This is a genomic window from Pantoea sp. UBA5035, from assembly GCF_002415245.1.
GTDB classification, from domain to species: domain Bacteria; phylum Pseudomonadota; class Gammaproteobacteria; order Enterobacterales; family Enterobacteriaceae; genus Pantoea; species Pantoea septica.
This window is the reverse complement of record NZ_DICD01000004.1, coordinates 67,492-91,132: the sequence shown is the minus strand read 5'-3', so window position 1 is coordinate 91,132 and position 23,641 is coordinate 67,492. Positions and strand designations below refer to the sequence as shown.

Genomic DNA, 23,641 nt, shown 5'->3' with positions numbered 1-23,641 from the left:
TCTTAGTGACGGATCTGCTGCAGATCCGCCGCCGACAGCCCGGTCACTTCCTGCACCAGCGTCAGGTCGATTCCTCTGGCCAGCATATTGCGCGCAATCGCCAGCGTCGCTTCGCGCTGGCCTTCATTGCGGCCCTTGGCAAGGCCTTCGTGACGGCCTTCGCTAAGGCCCTGCTCGCGTCCCATTTGCTTAAGCTGTTCTGCAATCGTCATCAGTTCCTCCTTTTGCTGCGGCACGCGCCGCGCCAGCTGCTCAATAAAGCTTTTCGCCTGCGGCGCTTCGCCCGCCTGAATCATATAGTTAATCAGCGCCAGCCGCTGTTTGCGGCTCACTGAATCTTGCAGCATAAGCGTCATCAGCTGCTCAAACAACCCGGTGAGATCACGCTGGCGAATATGTTTCTGCAGCAGCGTCAGCGCCGCCATACTGCGATGACGCGCAATCTCGCTGTCGGCGATAACGGTAACGTCGACCAGCGGAAAGGGGCCGCCATAGAGACGCGCGGCCAGTTCCGGCTCGCTGAAAAGCGCGGTCCAGCGCATGCTGAAAGGCCAGGGACGTTGTTTGCCGTGATAGAAGAGCAGCGGGATCACCAGCGGCAGATGACGATGGCCCGCATCCAGATGGCGCTGCATCACCGCGACGGCGTAACGCATCAGGCGGAATGCCATCAAGCGGTCCGGCGAGCTTTGATGTTCGATGATGACGTAGACATAGCCCTTTTTTCCTGTGGTTTGCAGCGAGTAGAGGATGTCGCTGTAGTAAGCGCGCAGATCTTCTTCGATAAAACTGCCAGAGGTCAGGCGCAGGGTCGAGAGATCGCAGATGCGCAGCAGCCAGTCGGGCAGGTGCAGCGCTAAAAAGTCGCGCGCGGTATGCGCATGGGTAAGAAAGGTTTTGAATACTGCGCTGTGCCTGTCCATCCCATAAAAGCACGCGCCGCGCCGCACATTTCGCCGGCCGCTGCTGCTGTCGGCGCGCGACTGAAACCCTACAATCTCACGGCTATTTCAGTTAGACTGCGGGGTTTCCATCCCGACATTCAGCGAAAAGACCCGAAGCCATGTTTGAAATCAATCCGGTTAAAAACCGCATCCAGGACCTCACCGAGCGCAGCGCCGTTCTTAGGGGGTATCTTTGACTACGATGCTAAGAAAGAACGCCTCGAAGAAGTAAACGCCGAACTGGAGCAGCCAGACGTCTGGAACGAGCCTGAACGCGCTCAGGCGCTGGGCAAAGAGCGCTCGTCGCTGGAAGCGATCGTGCAAACCCTGGATCAGATGTCGCAGGGCCTGGAAGATGTGCAGGGTCTGCTTGAACTGGCCGTAGAAGCCGAAGACGAAGAGACATTCGACGAAGCGGTCGCTGAGCTCGATACGCTGGAAAGCAAACTGGGCGAGCTGGAATTCCGCCGCATGTTCTCTGGCGAATATGACAGCGCCGACTGCTATATCGATCTGCAGGCGGGTTCCGGCGGCACCGAGGCGCAGGACTGGGCCAGTATGCTGATGCGTATGTATCTGCGCTGGGCCGAATCCAAAGGCTTTAAAACCGAAATCATTGAAGAGTCAGAAGGCGAAGTGGCGGGCATCAAGTCCGTAACTATTCGCGTCTCAGGCGACTACGCTTTTGGCTGGCTGCGTACCGAAACCGGCGTGCATCGCCTGGTGCGTAAGAGTCCGTTTGACTCCGGCGGCCGCCGCCACACCTCATTCAGCTCTGCGTTTATCTATCCGGAAGTGGATGACGATATCGATATCGACATCAACCCGGCGGATCTGCGCATTGACGTCTACCGCGCGTCGGGCGCGGGCGGTCAGCACGTTAACCGTACGGAATCGGCGGTGCGTATCACCCATATTCCCACCGGCACGGTGACGCAGTGTCAGAACGACCGCTCTCAGCATAAAAACAAAGATCAGGCGATGAAGCAGATGAAGGCGAAGCTGTACGAGCTTGAGATGCAAAAGAAAAATGCTGAAAAGCAGGCGCTGGAAGATAATAAGTCCGACATCGGCTGGGGCAGCCAGATCCGCTCCTATGTGCTGGACGACTCCCGCATCAAAGATCTGCGCACCGGCGTTGAAACCCGCAACACCCAGGCGGTGCTGGATGGCGATCTCGACCGTTTTATCGAAGCAAGTTTAAAAGCAGGGCTATAAGGAACCGACATGTCTGAACAACAACCGCAGAGCGCTGATGCCGCCCTTGAGTTAAATAACGAACTGAAAACGCGTCGCGAAAAACTCAGCGCGCTGCGTGAAAACGGCGTGGCGTTTCCTAACGATTTCCGCCGCGACACCACCTCGGACGCGCTGCACGCGCAGTATGACGAGAAGAGCAACGAAGAGCTGGAAGATTTAGGCGTTGAGGTCAGCGTCGCCGGTCGTATGATGACCCGCCGCATTATGGGCAAGGCGTCGTTCGTGACGCTGCAGGACGTGGGCGGCCGCATTCAGCTCTACGTGGCGCGTGACGATCTGGCAGAAGGCATTTATAACGAGCAGTTCAAAAAGTGGGATCTCGGCGATATCCTTGGCGCGCGCGGCAAGCTGTTCAAAACCAAAACCGGCGAGCTGTCGATCCACTGTCACGAACTGCGCCTGCTGACTAAAGCGCTGCGTCCGCTGCCGGACAAATTCCACGGCCTGGCCGATCAGGAAACCCGCTATCGTCAGCGCTATCTGGACCTTATCGCCAACGACGAGTCGCGCAACACCTTTAAAATTCGCTCGCAGATCATGGCCGGCATCCGCCAGTTCATGGTCGGCCGCGACTTTATGGAAGTGGAAACGCCGATGATGCAGGTGATCCCGGGCGGCGCCTCTGCGCGTCCCTTTATCACCCATCACAACGCGCTCGATATCGATATGTATCTGCGTATCGCGCCGGAGCTCTATCTGAAGCGTCTGGTGGTCGGCGGCTTCGATCGCGTGTTCGAAATCAACCGTAACTTCCGCAACGAAGGCATCTCGCCGCGCCATAACCCTGAGTTCACCATGATGGAACTCTATATGGCCTATGCGGACTACAAAGACCTGATTGAACTGACTGAAAGCCTGTTCCGCACGCTGGCGCAGGAGGTTCTCGGCACCATGAAGGTGCCTTACGGCGACCAGGAGTTCGATTTCGGCAAGCCGTTTGAGCAGCTGACCATGCGCGAAGCGATCAAAAAGTACCGCCCGGAAACCGATCTGGCGGATCTGGATGATTTCGAGAAAGCGGTGGCGATTGCGCAGTCTATCGGCATCAAGGTCGAGAAGAGCTGGGGTCTGGGCCGCGTAGTGACGGAGATTTTCGAAGAGACGGCGGAAGCGCATCTGATTCAGCCGACCTTTATCACCGAGTACCCGGCGGAGGTGTCGCCGCTGGCGCGCCGCAACGACGAGAACCCGGAAATCACCGATCGCTTTGAGTTCTTTATCGGCGGCCGCGAAATCGGCAACGGCTTCTCCGAGCTGAACGACGCGGAAGACCAGGCGGAGCGTTTCCAGCAGCAGGTCAACGCCAAAGACGCAGGCGACGACGAAGCGATGTTCTACGACGAAGATTACGTGACGGCGCTGGAGCACGGTCTGCCGCCGACGGCGGGTCTGGGCATCGGCATCGACCGCATGGTCATGCTGTTCACCAACAGCCATACCATCCGCGACGTGATCCTGTTCCCGGCGCTGCGTCCGACCGCGAAGTAAAAGCGCGCGAACCTTCTGATCCTTTCAGACGGCGCCTAAGCTTAAAACGCGGCTGGCAGGGCCAGAGGAGCAAAGCGTCCCGCGCCATGGATGGCGCGGGCCGAGCGCGCAAGGATGCCTTGAGCGACTTTGCGATCTGGCCCTGCCAGCCGCGTGAGCACCAGGCTCACAGCCAGCAAGGCCATAATCTCTGGCCTTTTCTTTTAGCTGACTGTCAGGACTTCACCACGCCGTTCAGCCAGGCCTCAAAACGCGCATAGGGCACATAGAGCGCGACGTCGCGATAGAGCGTCTTCCCACTCCGGTTATCATCAATGCGGCTGCTGTAGCCGACAATCACGCCCGCCAGGGTATCGTCCGACGCGTTATAGACCGCGCCGCCCGACATGCCTTTCACCACGCCCGCACTGGCCGCCACCACCACGCACTGCGCCTTATTCCAGCTGTTCGCCAGCGAAGTATTAATCAGGTTCTCGCCGCTGGAGCTGACCGGCATCGCGCTAATAAAGCTATAGCCGTAAAGATTCACCTTGTCGCCGATGCGGCTGTTGCGAAAACGCGGCGGCAAATTCGCTTCGGCATTCTTGTGGTACACCACGGCGATATCGCACTCTGGATGCCAGGCCTTAACGCGATAGAGCGAAAATTTGGCGACGTGCGCGGCGGTCAGGCTGTACTCCGCCGTCAGCGGAATCGTCGTGCCCAGCGTCCCCAGACCGAGCGCGGTGGGAATGCCGGTATAGGTCATATCGACGCGCTTTTGCGCTTCGCTGCTGTACTCGTAGTGGCCGACGGAGCAGCCGCTGAGACAGAGCGCCGTCAGGGCGATTAGCCGCTGCATATTCTCTCCCCGCATAAGAATGGCTTCACATAACCGGATAGGGCAACTGGGGTATCGGCAGCACGCGCCATTCCTTTACCTGATTGAATCCACACGCAAAGCGCGCCTTCGCGCCACGCGCCTGGCGCTTACCATCAAGCGTAGCGCGTAAAAGAGAAGGGGATTGTTAAGATTCCATCACGCGTACGGCGCGCCATTATTGCTTCTGCGGCAAAAGATCCTTGCCGCACGCAGGGTGTATGCAAGCTGACGGCTATGATTTAATACTCAGCGTGACGAAGTTCAAATTTTTATAACCGTCCGCGCCCGGCGTCCGCTGCGGCGTTCACCTGCATATCGATTGGGAGAGTGTGTTATGCCTGTTGCTTTACTGGCGCTGGCGCTGAGTGCGTTTGCGATTGGAACCACCGAGTTCGTCATTATGGGCCTGCTGCCCGACGTGGCGGGCGATCTGCAGGTCTCGATCCCGTCAGCGGGCTGGCTGATAAGCGGCTATGCGCTGGGCGTCGCCATCGGCGCGCCGATTATGGCGCTGTTAACCGCAAAGCTGCCGCGTAAAAAGACGCTTATCCTGCTGATGATTATCTTTATTATCGGCAACGTGCTCTGCGCGCTCGCCTACACCTACAACCTGCTAATGATGGCCCGCGTGATCACCGCGCTCTGTCATGGCGCCTTCTTCGGCATCGGCGCGGTCGTGGCGTCGAGCCTGGTGGCGCCGGGACGTCAGGCGTCTGCGGTGGCGCTGATGTTCACCGGCCTGACGCTGGCGAACGTGCTCGGCGTGCCGCTCGGCACCTGGTTTGGTCAGCTGTTCGGCTGGCGCGCCACCTTCTGGGGCGTCGCCATTATCGGCGTACTCGCCTTTATCGCGCTGATCGTCAGCCTGCCCACCAATAAAGAAGAGAAGCCGGTGCATCTGGCGAGCGAAATCAGCGCGCTGGCCAACGGCAAACTGTGGCTTTCGCTGCTGATGACGGTGTTCTTCGCCGCGGCGATGTTCGCGCTGTTCAGCTATATTGCGCCGCTGCTGCTGCAGGTAACCGGCATCAGCGCGCGCGGCGTCAGCTGGACGCTGTTCCTGATCGGCGCCGGTCTGACCGTCGGCAATATCCTCGGCGGCAAGCTGGCGGACTGGAAGGTCTCCTTCAGCCTGATTTTAAGCTTCTCGCTGATCGCCATCTTCTCGCTGCTGTTTAGCTGGACCAGCCATGCGCTGTGGCTGGCGGAGGTGACGCTGTTCCTGTGGGCGATGGCGACATTCGCCACCGTGCCCGGCCTGCAGATCAACGTGGTGCGCCACGGCAAAGAGGCGCCGAATCTGGTCTCAACCCTGAACATCTCCGCCTTTAACGTCGGCAACGCGCTGGGCGCATGGGTCGGCGGCGCGGTGATCGGTCGAGGCTACGGCCTGACCGCCGTGCCGGTGGCCGCCGCCGCGCTGGCCGCTATTGGCCTGATTATCTGCCTGATCACCTTTCGTAAATCGGGCGGCAACGCCGCCGCCGTGCGCGCTTAAGCCAGCCGTTCGGCGATGCGCTGAGGAAAATCGGCCACCTGCGCTTGCAGGTGGTCGATAAAGGCCGCTACCAGCGCCGACGCGGGGCGGTGCAGCGGCCGCACCAGGCTCACGGTAAAGGGCACCGCGACGCTGAAGCGCCGCATCACCACGCCGCTGTCGGCATAGTCGAGCGCCGTCAGCGGATTCACCACTGAAATCCCCACCCCCGCGCGCACCATGGCGCACACCGACGCCGCGCTGTGCGTCTCCAGCGCCAGCCTGCGCTCCACGCCCTGCTCATGAAACAGCGTATCCAGCAGCTGACGATAGCTGTCGGCACGCGACAGGCTGACATAGTTCTCTCCGGCGAAATCCTGCGGCGTCAGCACCGCGCGCGCGCAAAGCGGATGATCCTGCGGCAGCACGCAGACCTCGTCGCAGGTGAGCAGCGGCAGCCGCTCCGTGCCGGCGGGCGCATGCTGGGTTTCGGTCAGGCCGAGATCGTAGCGCTGCGCCGACAGCCACTCCTCCAGCAGCGGCGACTCCTGCGGAATAATATTCAGGCTGACGTCGGGATAGCGCTGCATAAAAGGCTGCACCAGCGGCGGCAGCAGCGACTGTGAAAAGACCGGCAGGCAGGCGATCGACAGTTCGCCCTGACGGAACTGACGCAGCCCGTCGGCCGCTTCCATAATGCGATCCAGCCCGTACCAGGAGCGCTGCACCTCTTCGAACAGCCGCAGACCCTGCACCGTGGGCTGCAGCCGACCGCGCACGCGCGCGAAGAGCCGCAGGCCGAGCTGCTTTTCCAGCCGCGCCAGTTCGCGGCTGACGGTGGGCTGCGAGGTATTCAGGAGCGCGGCGGCCTGCGTCAGATTGCCGCTGGTCATCACCGCGTGAAAAATCTCTATATGCCGCCAGTTGATTTTCGCCATATGCTGTCATATCCATTTTGCATAGAAGCTATTAAAACAGATATTTTTCAGCATGGCACGCATCTGGCCTAATAGGGGCAACTCACAGGAGAATGCTTATGCCACGCGCCTTGACCGACCACACCACCGCGCTTAACGCCGCGCAGCTGCTGCCGCTGGCGCAACAGTACAGCGGCCCGTTCTGGGCCTATGACGCCCAGATTATTCAGCAGCGTATCGAACAGCTGCGCGCCTTCGACGTGGTGCGCTTTGCGCAGAAAGCCTGCTCAAACATTCATATTTTGCGTCTGATGCGCGCGGCGGGCGTCAAAGTCGACTCCGTGTCGCTCGGCGAAATCGAACGCGCGCTGGCGGCGGGCTTTCAGCCGGGCGGCGAGGATATCGTGTTTACCGCCGACGTATTCGACCGGCCGACGCTGGCGCGCATTGCCGAACTCAAGGTGCCGGTGAACGCCGGCTCGGTGGATATGCTGCACCAGCTGGGCCAGGTTTCACCGGGCCACGCGGTATGGCTGCGCATCAACCCTGGTTTCGGCCACGGCCACAGCCAGAAAACCAATACCGGCGGCGAAAACAGCAAGCACGGCATCTGGCACAGCGAACTGCCGCAGGCGCTGGCGGCGATTAAAACCTACGGGCTGCGCCTGATCGGGCTGCATATGCATATCGGCTCCGGCGTCGATTACGGCCACCTGCAGCAGGTGTGCGACGCAATGGTGGAGCAGGTGATCGCGCTCGGCCACGATCTTGAGGCGATTTCGGCGGGCGGCGGGCTCTCTGTTCCTTATCGCTTCGGCGAAGAGGCGATTGACACCGCGCACTATTTCGGTTTGTGGGACGCGGCGCGTCAGCGTATCGCCGCTCACCTCGGCCACGCAGTCAAACTGGAGATCGAGCCGGGCCGTTTCCTGGTTGCCGAGGCGGGCGTGCTGGTGTCGCAGGTGCGCGCGGTGAAAGCGATGGGCAGCCGCCACTTCGTGCTGGTGGATGCGGGCTTCAGCGATCTGATGCGTCCGTCGATGTACGGCAGCTATCACCATATTTCGCTGCTGCCGGGCGACGGTCGCGCTATTGACCAGCAAACCCAGCGCGATACCGTGGTCGCCGGGCCGCTGTGCGAGTCGGGCGACGTCTTTACCCAGCTGGAAGGCGGCAAGGTAGAAACGCGCGCGCTGCCTGCGGCGCAGGTGGGCGACTATCTGGTGTTTCACGATACCGGCGCTTACGGCGCCTCAATGTCCTCTAACTACAACAGCCGTCCGCTGATCCCGGAAGTGCTGTTCGAGCAGGGCGAACCGCGCGAAATCCGCCGGGCGCAAACCATTCAGGAACTGCTGGCGCTTGAGCTGGGCTAAGGCGCACGCGATGAATATCCTCTCTTTGCGCGACGCGCCGCAGTTTGCCGAGCAGGTGACCGACTGGCTGTGGCGCGCCTTTGACGCGGAGAACGGGCGCGACTTTATGGCCAGCGTGGTGGAGAGCTCGCTGCATGGAGCGGAGTTTCCTGTCACTTTCGTCGCGGTCGACGACGCGGGCAGGGCAGTGGGCACGGTGGGCTTCTGGCGCTGCGATCTGATTAGCCGCCAGGATCTCTTTCCCTGGCTCGCCGCGCTCTACGTCGATGAAAGCGCGCGCGGCACCGGCCTGAGCGCGGCGCTGCAGCAGCATGTTATCGACTATGCGCGGCAGCGCGGCCACCGCAGCCTGTGGCTCTGGTCGACCTTCGGCGGCTATTACGAACGCTGCGGCTGGACGCCGGCGGGCGAGGCGCTGGACTATCCCGATAAAAAGGTCAGGCTCTACCGGCGCGAGCTTTAACCTGGCCCGCTCACCGAATGACGCCGTACCAGCGTCGGGCTGAACATATTGGTCACCTCCGGCAGCGGCTGCGCATGAGCCAGAGCTAACGCCAGCTCCGCCGCCTGCTGCGCCATGGTGACGATGGGATAGCGCACCGTGGTCAGGCGCGGGCGCACATAGCGCGATACCAGCACGTCATCGAAGCCGATCAGCGACATCTCTTCCGGTACGCGCACGCCGTTATCGCTCAGCACCGCCAGCGCGCCGGCCGCCATCGAATCGTTATAGCATGCCACCGCGGTAAAGCTGCGGCCGCGTCCCAGCAGCTCGGTCATCGCCTGCTCGCCGCCCACTTCATCCGGTTCGCCAAAGGTCACCAGCCGATCGTTAGCGGGCAGGCCGTGCTCTTTCAGCGCGTCGTAGTAGCCCTGCAGGCGATCTTCGGAGTCGGAAATAGGGTGGGTCGAGCAGATAAAGGCGATATTCTGATGTCCCTGCTGAATAAGATGGCGCGTCGCCAGCCAGGCGCCGTAGCGATCGTCGAGCGCGATACAGCGCTGTTCAAACCCTTTCAGCAGCCGGTTCAGCAGCACCATGCCCGGCATCTGCTTCATCAGTAACTCCAGTTCGGCGTCAGGGATTTTCTTCGCATGCACCACCAGCGCGGCGCAGCGGTGGCGCATCAGCTGTTCAATCGCCTGCCGCTCTTTTTGCTCATTATGGTAACCGTTACCAATCAGCAAAAAGTTGCCGGTCTGTCCGGCGATTTCATCAACCGCCTTAACCATTGCGCCGAAAAAAGGATCCGATACGTCGCCGACCACCAGGCCTAAGGTTTCGGTCGACTGCTGCGCCAGGGCGCGCGCGTTGGCATTGGGGTGATACTGCAGCTCCTCCATCGCCTGGCTAACAGCCTGACGCGAGCTTTCGCTGGCTTTAGGCGAATTATTAATCACACGGGACACCGTCGCGACGGAAACACCCGCCAGTCTGGCAACATCCTTAATCGTAGCCATGCCTCGACCTGTTTTAGGGAAAACGTTTACACATGGCAGCAGTGTTACGGAAAAGGCGGCCTGTATCAAGCCGACAGAATGTCTGCGCCGTCGCAAAAAGGGGGAAAACTCCAGGCTTAACCCGGCGCGGGGTCGCGTGCTATCCTGCATTTTTCCCTTACCTGCCGTAAAAGAAACCATGAAAAAGCGAGTGCCACATCTGGCGCACTGGGGCGCGTTCAGCGCCGTGACTGAAAACGATCGTCTGATCGGCTGCGAGCCGTTCTTCGCCGACGCCGATCCGTCGCCGATGCTGAACACCATTCCCGAGCTGGTCTATTCCGATAAACGTATTCGGCAGCCGATGGTGCGCCGCTCCTGGCTGAAATCGCGCGAAAACAGCGACCGCACGCTGCGCGGCCGTGAAGATTTCGTTGCCGTCGACTGGGAGACGGCGCTGGATCTGGTGGCGGATGAAAACCGCCGCATCCGCGAACGTTACGGCGCCTCCGGCATTTTCAACGGTTCTTACGGCTGGTCGTCGGCGGGCCGCGTCAACCACGCGCGCACCCTGGTGCGCCGCTTCTATTTTCAGGGCGGCGGCGGCGTCGATCAGCAGGGCAACTACAGCTGGGGCGCGGCGCAGTTCTTCCTGCCCTATGTGATCGGCACCTATATGCCGCTGACCGGTCGCGTCACCGAGTGGCCGCAGGTGGTAGAGCATGCGGAGATCTTCGTCGCCTTCGGCGGGCTGGCGCTGAAAAACGCCCAGGTGGCGTCGGGCGGCGCGGGCCAGCACAGTCTGAAACCGGCGCTGGAGCAGCTGGCGGCCAAAGGCACGCCGGTGATTAATATCAGCCCGATGCGCGACGACTGCCCGGCATGGGTTAACGCCGACTGGATCCCGATTCGCCCCAATACCGACGTGGCGCTGATGCTGGCGCTCGGCTACGAGATCGCCCAGCGCAACGCGGTGGACGAGGCGTTTCTCGCCAGCCACTGCACCGGCTGGCCGCAGCTGCGCGCCTACCTGCTGGGCGAAAGCGACGGCGTCGCCAAAACTGCCGGCTGGGCGAGCCGCATCACCGGCATCCCGCCGGAGCGCATCGTGCGCCTGGCCGAACAGCTGATCGGCAAGCGCAGCTTTATTACCTGCTCCTACTCGGTGCAGCGCGCCCATCGCGGCGAACAGCCTTACTGGATGATGATCGCGCTCTCGTCGATGCTCGGCCAGCCCGGCCTGCCGGGCGCGGGCTTCTCGTTCGGCCACGGTTCGATGAACAGCGTCGGCAACCCGCGTCAGGATGGCCCGGCGCCGCTGATGGCGACCGGCCCCAATCCTTCCGGCTTGTCGATTCCGGTGGCGCGCATCAGCGATATGCTGCTCAATCCCGGCCAGCCTTACGCGTTCCAGGGCGAGACGCTGACCTATCCCGACATTCATCTGGTGCACTGGGCGGGCGGCAATCCTTTCCACCATCATCAGCAGCTTAACCGCCTGGTCGAAGGCTGGCAGAAGCCGGACACCGTGGTGGTGCAGGATATCGTCTGGACGCCGGCGGCGCAGATGGCGGATATCGTTCTGCCCGCCACCACCACGCTGGAGCGCAACGATATCGGCGGCTCCTCGCGCGACCGTTTTGTGCTGGCGATGCATCAGGCGATTAAGCCGCAGCATCAGGCGCGCAACGATTTCGATATTTTCGCCGATCTGGCCGAACGCCTCGGCTATCGCCAGCAGTTCACCGAAGGGCGCGACGAACGTCAGTGGATCGAACACCTTTATCAGCAATGCGCGACGGCGCATGCGCGCAAGGGCATCGACTTTCCGGAGTTCGCCGAGTTCTGGTCGCGCGGCTTCGTTGAGATCCCGGAAGGCGGCAAGCCCTACATCTTTATGGAGGATTTCCGCGCCGATCCCGTGCGTCATCCAATCAAAACCGCCAGCGGCAAGATCGAACTCTTTAGTCAGACCATCGCCGACTATGACCTGGCCGATTTCGCCGGTCATCCGGAGTGGCGCGAACCTCAGGAGTGGCTGGGGGCGGCGCTGAGCGAGCAGTTCCCGCTGCATATGATCTCTATCCAGCCGTCAGATCGGCTGCACAGCCAGCTTGACGCCACGCCGACGGTGCAGGGCAACAAAACTGCCGGCCATGAAACGCTCTATCTGCATCCGCAGGACGCGGCGGCGCGCGACATTGCCGACGGCGAAGTCGTTGAGGTGCGTAACGCGCGCGGCGCGATGCTGGCGGGCGCGCGCCTGACCGACGGGCTGACGCCGGGCGTGGTCATCGTCGCCACCGGCGCCTGGTTCGATCCCGGCTTCGGCGCGGAGTGGCAGCCATTTGACCGTGCGGGCAACCCTAACGTGCTGACGCTGGATATCGGCACCTCGTCGCTGACGCAGGGTCCCAACGCCATGAGCTGCCTGGTGGACATCAAAAAACATGCGGTTTGCAAAATCGCTTAACAAACACATGGCTGGTTACATTTTGCCGGACACTGTTGCGTTTGAGTGATGGCAGCCCGTCTCGCGGCCTTGTTACAGTCAGGGTCCCAGAGGTATTGATGGGTGAACATCAATAGATTTTCTTGATTACACCGACCTGCGCAGATGCGCAGGTTTTTTTTTGCCTGGCGCGCCGATTACGAACTGATACACAGTTTTCCTGTTAACGGCGTAGCGCTTTCTTTATAACTGCTCGCGTGGATATTTTTTTACTTTTCTTTGCAGCGGATTGCTATGCCCCGGATAAAAAAACTACTGGGAAAAGACCAGATCAAAGCCCCGTTTAACCCGTTTCGTTTTCGCCTGATTTGCCTTGGCGTGCTGACCTGCATGGTGATACTGATGGCGCGCATCGCCGATCTGCAGTTTCTGAATCAGCCGATGCTGGAGCATGAGGCGGATCAGCGCTCGCTGCGCACCGTTACGCTGCCGACCAACCGCGGCACCCTGCTGGATCGCAACGGCGAAGCGCTGGCGCTCTCGGTGCCGTCGCGTGACGTTATCGCCGATCCCATGCGCGTGCTGGAGGCGAATCCCGACTTCCTCAGCGCCAAATGGGCCTACCTGGCGTCGGCGCTGAATATGCGGCCCGAGCAGATCGCCGCGCAGATCACCGCCAATCCGAAACGCCGCTTTCTCTATCTGGGGCGCAAGATTGAGCTTGGCATCGCCAAAGATATCGCCGAGCTGCATCTGAAAGGCATCAGCGAAGTCTATGACGATAGCCGCTTCTACCCGATGAGCGAGGCGGCGGCGCCGCTAATCGGCATCGTCGGCGCCGACAATGTTGGCCTGAACGGGCTGGAAAAAGGCTACGACAAGATTTTGCAGGGCGTGCCGGGCAAAGAGGTTTATCGCCAGGACGCGGCGGGCCACATTATCTCCATGCTGAGCTATACCCCGCCGACGCAGCCGCCAACGGTGCAGCTCAGCATCGACAAGTTCGATCAGTACACGCTCTACAGCAAGCTGCGCGACGGCGTGCTGCTCAACAAGGCGGACTCGGGCGCGGCGGTGCTGGTGAAGATCGACACCGGCGAAATTCTCGGCATGGCCTCTTACCCGTCGTTTAACCCTAACAACTATGACGGCGCCACCCCGGCGCAGATGCGCAACGCGGCGATCAACGACAGCTACGAGCCGGGTTCGACGGTGAAGCCGCTGGTAGTGATGGAAGGGCTGGAACGCCATCTGGTGCGCCCCGATTCAGTGATCGACACCACGCCCTATCGGGTAAACGGCCACCTGATCCGCGACGTCGGGCACTGGCCGCGCCTGACCATGACCGGCATTTTGCAAAAATCGAGCGACATCGGCGTCTCCCATATCGCGCTGGCGATGCCCGCCGAGGCGCTGGTCAATACCTATCAGGCGTTCGGCCTGGGCAAACCGACAGGGCTGGGGCTGACCGGCGAGAGCGTCGGCTACTTCCCGGCGCACCGTCAGCGCTGGGCCGATATCGAGCGCGCCACTTTCTCCTTCGGCTATGGCCTGCGCGTGACGCCGCTGCAAATTGCACGTGAATATGCCACGCTGGGCTCGTTCGGCGTTTACCGTCCGCTGTCGATTACTCGCGTGACGCCGCCGGTGCTCGGCAAGCAGGTGGCGAATCCGGAAACGGTGAAAGAGGTGGTGCATATGCTGGAGAGCGACGTGCTGCCTGGCGGCACCGGCATCAAAGCGGCGGTGCCGGGCTACCGGCTGGCGACCAAAACTGGTACCGCGGAGAAGATGGGCGACAGCGGCAAATATGACGGCGGCTATATCAACTACACCGCCGGCGTGGCGCCTGCCAGTCATCCAGAGGTGGCGCTGGTGGTGATGATCAACCATCCTACCGCCGGCGATCACTTCGGCGGCTCGGTTGCCGCGCCGATCTTCGGCAACATTATGGGGCCGGTGCTGAAGCATATGAATATCGCGCCGGACGCTATTTACAATAAGCCTTCAGATAAATCTTAGTAAAATCAGTATGTAACCGGGTATGGAACTTATTCATACCTGGTTTCATTTCCCCGAATTCCGTTGCGTTTTCGCGCTGTTTTGTCCCGCCGCAGAGTGCGAGGATAACAGTCCCAGAGGTATTGATAGGTGCGAAAACGCGCTGCTCCAGGCAGCGGCATCCGCAAGGATAATCCACCCTGTTTATTGCACCAACCCACGCGGATGCGTGGGTTTTTTTTGCCTGTTATTAACCAATTACGTTTTACTCGCTCACGTCAGAAAATGACGCTGCATGACGCGCTGAGCCTCGGCTGGAAAGTCTGACCATTCTTAACACAACCCTTACGGTTTGCCGATGGAAAAACAGACGGGGCTTCGCAGATAATACGCGGCGTGATGATTGATAAACGCAATAATCCCCTGAAAATGAGGGGATTTTTTCTTTCTACTTCTGGCAAGACTGTTAACCATGACTAATGCGTCCCGCACCTCCCGTTCCCGCTGGCTTAAATGGCTGCTGCTGTTCATCCTGATGGTGATTATTGCCGGCGTCGTCTGGCGCGTGCTGCCGCTCGGCAAAAGGCAGGGCGGGATGCCGCCTGGCGATCGTCACGGCGGACGCGGCGGGCCGCCGGGCATGGCGATGATGGGCGGCGGCGCGACGCTGGTGCACAGCGGCGTAGCGACCACCGCCGACGTGCCGGTTTACCTCAACGCGCTCGGCACGGTGATCCCCAATGCCAGCGTCACCGTCACCAGCCGCGTCGACGGCCAGCTGGAGAAGGTTTACTTCACGGAAGGGCAGAAGGTAGAGGCGGGCCAACTGCTGGCGCAGATCGATCCGCGCGGCTTTCAGGCGACGCTGAATCAGTATCAGGCGGAGCTGAGCGAAAACCAGGCGCTGTTGAAAAGCGCTGAGCTGACGCTGGCGCGCTACCGCAAACTCTACGCGCAGGATTCGCTGGCGCGTCAGGATCTCGACACCCAGACCGCCACCGTCGGGCAGTATCGCGGCGCGGTCGCCGCCGACCAGGCGCAGATCGCCAGCGCGAAGCTGAGCATTGAGTATGCGCGCATCACCGCGCCGGTCAGCGGTCGCGTCGGGCTGCGGCTGGTGGATCCGGGCAATATGGTGCAAAGCTCCAGCAGCACCGGGCTGGTGACTATTACCCAGATGCAGCCCGCCGCCGTGACTTTTAGCGTGCCGCATAGCAATATTCCCGCGCTGATCAAGGCGCTGCACAACGGTCAGGCGCTGCCCGCCACTGCCTTCGACCAGGACAACAGCCGCGCGCTGGCGCAGGGCGAAGTGAAATTCATCAGCAACCAGATCGACACCAGCACCGGCACCGTGGCGCTGAAGGCGACCTTCGCCAACGAGGACGAGGCGCTCTACGCCAACCAGTTCGTCAATCTGCGTTTGCAGATTGCTACCCTGACAGGGGCGACGGTGATCCCGTCGCAGGCGCTGCAGCTGAGCAGCAACGGCAGCTTTGTCTTTGTAATCAATAAAGACAACAGCGTGACGCGCAAAGCGGTTTCCGCCGGTCCGGCGTTCGGCGACGACAGGCAGGCGATCCTGAAGGGCGTCGAGCCCGGCGACCGTCTGGTGACCGAAGGTATCGATCGCCTCACCAACGGCAGCAAAGTGGCGCTGGCGGATGAGACGCAACCGACCGCAAGCGCCGAGGCAAAATGAATCCGTCACGCCTGTTTATCCTGCGGCCGGTCGCCACTATTTTGCTGATGGTGGGCGTGCTGGTCGCCGGCATTTTTGCCTACAAATTCCTGTCGACCTCGGCGCTGCCGCAGGTGGACTATCCCACTATCCAGGTCACCACTCTCTATCCCGGCGCCAGCCCCGACGTGATGGCGTCGTCGGTGACCTCGCCGCTGGAGCGCCAGCTGGGGCAGATGGCGGGGCTGAGCCAGATGACCTCGACCAGCTCCAGCGGCTCCTCCATTATTACGCTGAAGTTCGGTCTCGATCTCTCGCTCGACGTAGCGGAGCAGGAAGTGCAGGCGGCGATTAACGCCGCCAACAACCTGCTGCCGAGCGATCTGCCCAATCCGCCGACCTATAAAAAGGTCAATCCAGCAGACAGCGCGGTGATCACCCTGGCGGCCAGTTCAGATAACCTGCCGCTGACGCAGGTGCAGGATCTGGTCAATACCCGCGTGGCGCTGAAGCTGTCGCAGATCTCTGGCGTCGGCATGGTGACGCTGGCGGGCGGTCATCAGCCGGCGATCCGCGTGCAGATGAACCCGGTCGCGCTCGCCGCGCGCAAGCTGACGCTGGAAGATGTCAACACGTTGATTAGCAACAGCAACGTCAACGGTTCCAAGGGCGGCTTCGACGGCAAATATCACTCGGTCACCATCGACGCCAACGATCAGCTGCGCACCGCCGACGAGTACGGCAACCTGATCCTGACGTATCAGAACGGCGCGGCGCTGCGCCTGAAGGATATTGCCCATATTGAACAGGGGCCGGAAAACAGCTATCAGTCCGCCTGGGCCAACCGCAGCCCGGCGATTGTTATCAGCGTGCAGCGCCAGCCGGGTGCCAACGTGATTCAGGTGGTCGACAGCATCAAGGCGGCACTGCCAACACTACAGGCCGCACTGCCGGACGGCGTGAAGATAACGATACTTTCCGACCGCACCCAGACCATCCGCGCCTCGATCAGCGACGTGCAGTTCGAGCTGATGCTCTCCATCGCGCTGGTGGTAATGGTGACCTTTCTGTTCCTGCGCAACGTGGCGGCGACGCTGATCCCCAGCGTGGCGGTGCCGCTGTCGCTGGTGGGCACTTTCGGCGTGATGTATCTGGCGGGCTTCAGCCTCAATAACCTGTCGCTGATGGCGCTGACCATCGCCACCGGCTTCGTGATCGACGACGCCATCGTGGTGGTGGAGAATATCTCGCGGCGGCTGGAGGAGGGCGAAACGCCGATGCAGGCGGCGCTGAAAGGATCGCAGCAGATCGGCTTCACCATTATCTCGCTGACCTTCTCGCTGATTGCGGTGCTGATCCCGCTGCTGTTTATGGGCGACGTGGTGGGGCGGCTGTTCCGCGAATTCGCCATCACCCTGGCGGTGTCGATTCTGGTGTCGATGCTGGTGTCGCTGACCTTAACGCCGATGCTGTGCGCTTATCTGCTGCGCCATATCCCGCCGGAGCGGCAGTCGCGCTTTGCGCGCAAGGGCGGCGAGCTGTTCGACAGGCTGATCTGCGGCTATGACCGGCTGTTGACCATCGTGCTCAATCACCAGAAGCTGACGCTGCTGGCGGCGCTGGCGACCTTTGCGCTCACTGCGCTGCTCTATATGGCGGTACCGAAAGGCTTCTTCCCGACGCAGGATACCGGACTGATCCAGGGCATTACGCTGGCGTCGCAGGATGTCTCCTTTAGCGAGATGGCGAAGCGTCAGCAGGCGCTGGCGAAGGTGGTGCTGGCCAACCCGGCGGTGGAGAGCGTCTCTTCCACTATCGGCATCGACGGCAGCAACACCAGCCTGAACAGCGGACGGCTACAGATTAACCTGAAGCCGTTCGACCAGCGCGACGACAAGGCTGACGTGGTGATCAAGCAGCTGCAGCAGGCGGCGACCCAGGTGGCGGGCATCCAGCTCTATATGCAGCCTGCGCAGGATCTGACGGTCAACGATCAGGTGACGCCGAGCCAGTATCAGTTCACCCTTGACGACGCCGACAGCGAAAACCTCGTGACCTGGTCGCCGCGGCTGGTGGCGGCGCTGCAAAAGCGGCCCGAGTTTAACGGCGTGGTGAGCAATTTGCAGGATCAGGGCCGCGTCGCCTGGGTCGAGCTGAACCGCGATAAAGCGGCGCGCTACGGCATTACCGCCTCGGACGTTGATACTGCGCTCTATAACGCCTTCGGCCAGCGCCTGGTCTCGACCATCTTTACCCAGTCAAACCAGTATCGCGTGGTGCTGGAGGTAGCGCCCGCTTACCAGCAGTCGCCCGCGTCGTTTGAGGATGTCTATCTGCAGCCCGCGACCAGCGACAGCGCGACGACAAGTTCGACCTCATCGTCGACCTCGACTTCAACCTCGTCGACGTCAACGTCAACGTCAACCTCGACATCAGCCTCAACTTCAGCCAGCGACGCCAGCGGCGGCATGGTAAAGCTGACCTCTGTCGCCACCATTCACCAGCGCGCCGGTTCGCTGATGCATATGCGGCTCAACCAGTTCCCGGCGGTGACGATCTCCTTTAACCTGAATAGCGGCTACTCGCTGGAAGAGGGGCAGAAGGCGATCGCCAAGGTGCAGCAGCAGCTGGGAATGCCGTCGAGCATCACGCTGCGCTATCAGGGGGAAACCGCCGCTTTCAGGAGCGCCACCGGCAATACCCTGTGGCTGATCCTCGCCGCGCTGCTCACCATGTACGTGGTGCTGGGCATTCTCTACGAGAGCTTTATTCACCCGGTGACCATTCTCTCTACGCTGCCCTCGGCGGCGGTCGGCGCGCTGCTGACGCTGCTGCTGGCGGGCAGCGAGTTCAGCCTGATTGCGCTAATCGGCGTGATCCTGCTGATCGGCATCGTGAAAAAGAACGCCATTATGATGATCGACTTTGCGCTGGAGGCGGAGAACAAGCAGCACCTTAGCCCGCGCGAGGCGATCCATCAGGCCTGCCTGCTGCGCTTCCGACCGATCCTGATGACCACCATGGCGGCGCTGCTCGGCGCGCTGCCGCTGATGCTGGCGTCGGGATCGGGTGCAGAGCTGCGTCAGCCGCTGGGGCTGGTGATCGTCGGCGGCCTGATCGTCAGCCAGGTGTTGACGCTCTTCTCCACGCCGGTGATCTATCTCTGGTTTGACGCGCTGGCGCAGCGCGGCAATGCCTGGGTGAAACGCCGCCAGCAGCAGTCGCGAGGCGCGTCATGAACCTGACGCGGCTGTTTATCTTCCGTCCGGTCGCCACGCTGCTGCTGACGCTGGCTATCCTGCTGCTCGGCGCCCTCGGCTACCGGCTGCTGCCGGTCGCGCCGCTGCCGCAGGTCGATTTTCCCACCATTATGGTGAGCGCCAGCCTCGCCGGCGCCAGCCCGGAAACCATGGCGGCGACGGTGGCTACGCCGCTGGAGCGCGCGCTGGGGCAGATCGCCGGCATCACCGAAATGACCTCCAGCAGCTCGCAGGGATCCGCCAGCATCATTTTACAGTTTGAGCTCGATCGCGATATCAACGGCGCGGCGCGCGACGTGCAGGCGGCGATCAATGCCTCGCGCAGCCTGCTGCCGAGCAGCATGGAGTCGCTGCCGACCTACCGCAAAGCGAATCCCTCCGACGCTCCTATCGTCATGCTGGCGCTCACCTCCGAAACGCGCACGCCCGGCGAGCTGTACGATCTGGCCGAAAGCAAAATCGAGCAGGCGATGGGACAGGTGAAGGGCGTGGGTGAGGTGTCGCTGATGGGCAGCGCGCTGCCCGCGGTGCGTATCGATCTACAGCCGCAAAAGCTGACGCACTACGGCATCTCGCTGGATAGCGTGCGCAGCGCCGTCGCCAACAGCACCACCAATTTGCCGAAAGGGATGTTACAGGGCAGCAGCCAGTCGTGGGTGGTGGACAGCAACGGCCAGCTCGACAAGGCGGCGCAGTACCGCGATCTGATCGTCGCTTATCAGGATGGCAACGCGGTGCGGCTGCACGACGTCGCCACCGTCTACGACTCGGTGGAGGATCAGTATCAGGCCGGCTTCCTTAACGCCGCGCCGTCGGTGATGATCGGCATCAAGCGCCAGGCGGGCGCCAATATGCTCGACACTATCGACGCCATTAAGGCGCAGCTGCCGGCGCTGGAGAAAGATCTGCCCGCCGATACGCAACTCAAAGTGGTGATCGACCGGTCGCCCGGCGTGCGCGCCTCGCTCTACGACACCGAAGAGACGCTGCTGATCGCGGTACTGCTGGTCATCGCCGTGGTATTTGTCTTCCTGCGCAACCTGCAGGCGGTGGTGATCCCGGCGCTGGCGCTGCCGGTGTCGCTGATCGGCACCTGCGCGGTGATGTATCTGCTCGGCTACAGCCTCGACAACCTGTCGCTGATGGCGCTGATTATCTCCACCGGCTTTGTGGTGGATGACGCCATCGTGGTGCTGGAGAATATTACGCGCCATATTGAAGAGGGGCTGGGGCCGGTGCGCGCGGCGGTGCGCGGCGCGCGCGAGGTGAGCTTTACCGTGCTGTCGATGACGGTGTCGCTTATCGCCGTCTTTATCCCCATCCTGCTGATGGGCAGCATCGTGGGGCGCCTGTTCCGCGAATTCGCCATTACCCTCACGGTGTCGCTACTGATCTCGATGTTCGTTTCCCTCAGCCTGACGCCGATGCTCTGCTCACGGCTGCTGAAGCGCAGGCCGCGCGTCACCAACAGGCCGCATCCGGTCTATCAGTTTATCGAAAATCGCCTCAACGCCCTGCTGGCCGCCTACGCGCGTGGGCTGAACTGGGTGATGCGCCACCAGAAGCTGACGATGTTCAGCCTGGCGCTTACCGTGCTGCTGAATCTGTTTCTCTACAGCGTGGTGCAAAAGGGCTTCTTTCCCAATCAGGACACCGGCCTGTTGATGGGCGCGCTGCGCGCCGATCAGAACATCTCGTTTCAGGCGATGAAGCCGAAAATGCTGATGTTCACCAAAATTATTCAGGCCGATCCGGCGGTAGAGAGCGTGATGTCGTCGATGGGCAGCGGCATGTTCGGCTCGCGCAACAGCGCCAACTTCTTTGTGCGGCTGAAGGATCTCGACCAGCGCGACGTCACCGCCACCGAAGTGGCCAACCGGCTGAGCATGAAAACCAGCCATATCGCCGGCGCGCAGATGTTCCTGATGGCGGCGCAGGATCTGCATATCGGCGGCCGCAGCGCCAACGCCAGCTATCAGTACAGCCTGCAGGCAGACGACCTCGATCTGCTGCGCACCTGGACGCCGAAAGTGCAGGCGGCGCTGGCGGCGATCCCGCAGCTCAACAGCGTCGATTCCGACTCGCAAACCGGCGGTCAGGAGGTGGTGATCAATATCGATCGCGACCGCGCCACGCGCCTCGGCGTCAATGTGCAGATGCTCGACACCATGCTCAACAACGCCTTCAGCCAGCGCCAGGTCGCCACGCTCTATCACACCCTGAATCAGTATCACGTCGTGATGTCGCTTAACAGCAGCTACACGCGCGATCCGGCGATATTGCAGCAGCTCTATGTCATCAACGACAGCGGCGTCCGGGTGCCGCTCTCCGCCTTCGCCACCCTGACCAGCGGCAACGCGCCGCTGTCGGTGGCGCATCAGGGGCAGTCGGCCACCAGCACCGTCGCCTTTAACCTTAACGACGGCGTCTCACTGGAGCAGGCGCAGGCGCTGATCAAGCAGGCGATGGCGAAGCTCGGTTTGCCCTCCAGCATCCAGGCCGGTTTCGCCGGCACCGCCGCCGCCTTCGGCCAGCTGACGGCCACCATGCCCTGGCTGATCCTGGCGGCGCTGGCGGCGGTCTATATCGTGCTGGGCGTGCTCTACGAGAGCTACGTGCATCCGCTGACCATTCTCTCGACGCTGCCGTCGGCGGGCGTCGGCGCGCTGCTGCTGCTGCTGCTTACCAACACGCAGCTCACGGTGATTGCGCTGATCGGCATCATCCTGCTGATCGGCATCGTCAAGAAGAACGCCATTATGATGATCGACTTTGCGCTCGACGCCGAGCGCCGTCTCGGCCTGACGCCGCAGCAGGCGATCGTGCAGGCGTGCCTGATGCGCTTTCGCCCTATCATGATGACCACGCTGGCGGCGTTTTTCGGCGCGCTGCCGCTGGCGCTCGGCAGCGGCGGCGACGCCGATCTGCGCAGCCCGCTCGGCATGGCGATTGCCGGCGGTCTGGCGCTGAGCCAGCTGCTGACCCTGTTTACCACGCCGGTGGTCTATCTCTGGCTCGACCGTCTGAGTCGCGCCACCCAACGTCAGTGGCGCCGTTTGCGCCATGCGGAATCCTGATTGATGAAAAAGCTTTCTCTCGTTTTACTGCTGCTGCTCGGCGGCTGCGCCGTCGGCCCCGACTATCAACGCCCCAGCGCCAGCGTGCCGCTGCACTATAAAGAGGCCAAAGGCTGGCAGCGCGCCACGCCGCAGGACGATCAAAGCAAAGGCGAATGGTGGACGGTCTATCACGACGACACCCTGAGCGGCCTGCTGCGGCAGGTCAGCATCTCTAACCAGAACGTCGCCAGCTACGCCGCGCAGTACCGCGAAGCGCAGGCGCTGGCCGCTCAGTCGCGCGCCGCGCTCTTTCCCACGCTCGGCTATGACGCCAGTGGAACGCGCAGCGGCACCCGTTCCACTAACAGCGGCGCGCGCAGCGTCACCAACAGCAACTCGGCGCAGCTAAGCGCCAGCTGGGAGGTGGATCTGTGGGGCAAGCTGCGCCGCACCCGCGAAGAGAATGCCGCCAGCGCCCAGGCGAGCGCCGCCGAGCTGGCGAACGTGACGCTCAGCGCCCAGTCGGAGCTGGCACAGGACTATTTCCAGCTGCGTATTATGGATGAGAAGATCGCGCGCTATCAGCAAAGCGTGGCGGCCTACGATCGCTACCTGAAAGTCATTGAGAATAAATACCAGGCGGGCAGTGAATCGCGCGCCACCCTGGCGCAGGCGCAGATGCAGCTGGAGAGCGCGCGCGCCTCGGCGCTTGACCAGCAGTGGCAGCGGGCCCAGATGGAGCACGCTATCGCGCTGCTGATCGGCAAAGCGCCGGCCGACTTCAGCCTGCCGGCGGCGCAGCTGACCGCGACGCTGCCGCCGTTGCCGCAGGCGCTGCCGTCGCAGCTGCTGCAGCGCCGTCCCGATATCGCTTACGCCGAACGCAACGTCGCGGCCGCCAACGCCGCGGTCGGCGTAGCAATTGCCGGCTACTATCCCGATCTGACGCTGAGCGCCAGCGGCGGCACCAGCGCCTCGGCGCTGCATAATCTCTTCTCGTTGCCCTATCGCGTCTGGTCGCTCGGCCCCGATCTGAGCGGCACGCTGCTCGACTTCGGCGCTACCTCGGCGAAGGTGGATCAGGCGCGCGCCGCCTGGGACGGCAGCGTCGCCAGCTATCGCCTGGCGGTGCTGACGGCGATGCAGGAGGTCGAGGACGATCTGGTGGAGCTGAACACCCTGACCAGCGAGCTGGCGGCGCAGCAGCGCGCCACCGACGCCGCGCGCGAGTCGGCGCGCGTCACGCGCAACCAGTATGAGGCGGGTATGATCGACTATCTCGACGTCGCCACTACCGAAACCAGCAGCCTGAGCGCGCAGCAGAGCCTGCTGACGCTGCAAAGCACGCAGTGGGTCGCCAGCGTGGCGCTGATCGCCGCGCTCGGCGGCGGCTGGCAGAGCGCGCCCTAAATCGCGCCTTTACG

15 protein-coding genes are annotated in these 23,641 nt (G+C 61.9%); 11 read left to right on the top strand and 4 right to left on the bottom strand.

The window, feature by feature from the left end:
- Positions 1-2 precede the first annotated feature (2 nt).
- Complete coding sequence (locus B3229_RS03455) at positions 3-923, bottom strand: Rpn family recombination-promoting nuclease/putative transposase (protein WP_286868698.1); 921 nt, start codon at positions 921-923, stop codon at positions 3-5.
- Positions 924-1,063: 140 nt separating this feature from the next.
- Here B3229_RS03455 and prfB point away from each other — a divergent pair.
- Both prfB and lysS read left to right on the top strand, forming a co-directional pair.
- Positions 1,064-2,162, top strand: a protein-coding gene (gene prfB / locus B3229_RS03450) for a peptide chain release factor 2 (RefSeq protein WP_096073747.1) whose coding sequence is annotated in 2 segments (ribosomal slippage) — positions 1,064-1,138 and positions 1,140-2,162 — 1,098 coding nt in all. Because the reading frame shifts where the segments join, the coding sequence is not laid out codon by codon here.
- A 9-nt stretch (positions 2,163-2,171) separates the two neighbouring features.
- Positions 2,172-3,692: a lysine--tRNA ligase gene (lysS, locus tag B3229_RS03445; RefSeq protein WP_286868695.1), complete on the top strand. Its 1,521-nt coding sequence runs from the start codon at positions 2,172-2,174 to the stop codon at positions 3,690-3,692.
- A 214-nt stretch (positions 3,693-3,906) separates the two neighbouring features.
- Here lysS and B3229_RS03440 read toward each other — a convergent pair whose 3' ends face one another.
- Complete coding sequence (locus B3229_RS03440) at positions 3,907-4,533, bottom strand: hypothetical protein (RefSeq protein WP_048783645.1); 627 nt, start codon at positions 4,531-4,533, stop codon at positions 3,907-3,909.
- 355 nt (positions 4,534-4,888) lie between these two features.
- Between B3229_RS03440 and B3229_RS03435 the strand changes: the two genes are divergently transcribed.
- Entirely contained in the window at positions 4,889-6,052 is a 1,164-nt protein-coding gene (locus tag B3229_RS03435) for an MFS transporter (RefSeq protein ID WP_033752155.1), read from the top strand.
- Here B3229_RS03435 and B3229_RS03430 read toward each other — a convergent pair.
- On the bottom strand, positions 6,049-6,969 hold the full coding sequence (locus B3229_RS03430) for a LysR family transcriptional regulator (protein ID WP_286868692.1): 921 nt from the start codon (positions 6,967-6,969) through the stop codon (positions 6,049-6,051). The genes B3229_RS03435 and B3229_RS03430 overlap by 4 nt on opposite strands.
- Positions 6,970-7,067: 98 nt before the next feature.
- On the opposite strand from B3229_RS03430, the gene lysA reads away from it, so the two are divergent.
- Both lysA and B3229_RS03420 read left to right on the top strand, forming a co-directional pair.
- Positions 7,068-8,324 (top strand): diaminopimelate decarboxylase, encoded by a 1,257-nt coding sequence (lysA, locus tag B3229_RS03425; protein WP_033792091.1) that lies wholly within the window; start codon positions 7,068-7,070, stop codon positions 8,322-8,324.
- 10 nt (positions 8,325-8,334) lie between these two features.
- The gene (locus tag B3229_RS03420; protein WP_286868687.1) at positions 8,335-8,787 is read left to right on the top strand and encodes a GNAT family N-acetyltransferase; all 453 of its coding nucleotides are present in this window, start codon (positions 8,335-8,337) and stop codon (positions 8,785-8,787) included.
- On the opposite strand, the gene galR is transcribed toward B3229_RS03420, so the two are convergent.
- Complete coding sequence (gene galR / locus B3229_RS03415) at positions 8,784-9,785, bottom strand: HTH-type transcriptional regulator GalR (RefSeq protein WP_033752146.1); 1,002 nt, start codon at positions 9,783-9,785, stop codon at positions 8,784-8,786. The two genes, B3229_RS03420 and galR, sit on opposite strands and share 4 nt — an antisense overlap.
- Positions 9,786-9,963: 178 nt before the next feature.
- On the opposite strand from galR, the gene B3229_RS03410 reads away from it, so the two are divergent.
- The 6 genes from B3229_RS03410 (at position 9,964) to B3229_RS03385 (ending at position 23,627) form a co-directional block, all read left to right on the top strand.
- Positions 9,964-12,237, top strand: coding sequence for a molybdopterin guanine dinucleotide-containing S/N-oxide reductase (locus B3229_RS03410; protein ID WP_286868685.1), 2,274 nt, complete (start codon positions 9,964-9,966; stop codon positions 12,235-12,237).
- Positions 12,238-12,510: 273 nt separating this feature from the next.
- Positions 12,511-14,238 carry a penicillin-binding transpeptidase domain-containing protein gene (locus B3229_RS03405; RefSeq protein WP_286868683.1) on the top strand — a complete coding sequence of 576 codons (1,728 nt, stop codon included), beginning with the start codon at positions 12,511-12,513 and terminating at the stop codon, positions 14,236-14,238.
- A gap of 451 nt (positions 14,239-14,689) precedes the next feature.
- On the top strand, positions 14,690-15,919 hold the full coding sequence (locus B3229_RS03400) for an MdtA/MuxA family multidrug efflux RND transporter periplasmic adaptor subunit (RefSeq protein ID WP_286868681.1): 1,230 nt from the start codon (positions 14,690-14,692) through the stop codon (positions 15,917-15,919).
- Positions 15,916-19,137, top strand: a complete 3,222-nt coding sequence (locus tag B3229_RS03395; RefSeq protein WP_286868679.1) for an efflux RND transporter permease subunit — start codon at positions 15,916-15,918, stop codon at positions 19,135-19,137. The genes B3229_RS03400 and B3229_RS03395 overlap by 4 nt, the downstream gene beginning before the upstream one ends.
- Positions 19,134-22,235, top strand: a complete 3,102-nt coding sequence (locus B3229_RS03390; protein WP_286868677.1) for an efflux RND transporter permease subunit — start codon at positions 19,134-19,136, stop codon at positions 22,233-22,235. Before B3229_RS03395 ends, B3229_RS03390 begins: the two co-directional genes overlap by 4 nt.
- Positions 22,236-22,238: 3 nt before the next feature.
- Positions 22,239-23,627, top strand: a complete 1,389-nt coding sequence (locus tag B3229_RS03385; protein WP_286868676.1) for an efflux transporter outer membrane subunit — start codon at positions 22,239-22,241, stop codon at positions 23,625-23,627.
- Positions 23,628-23,641: the final 14 nt, after the last annotated feature.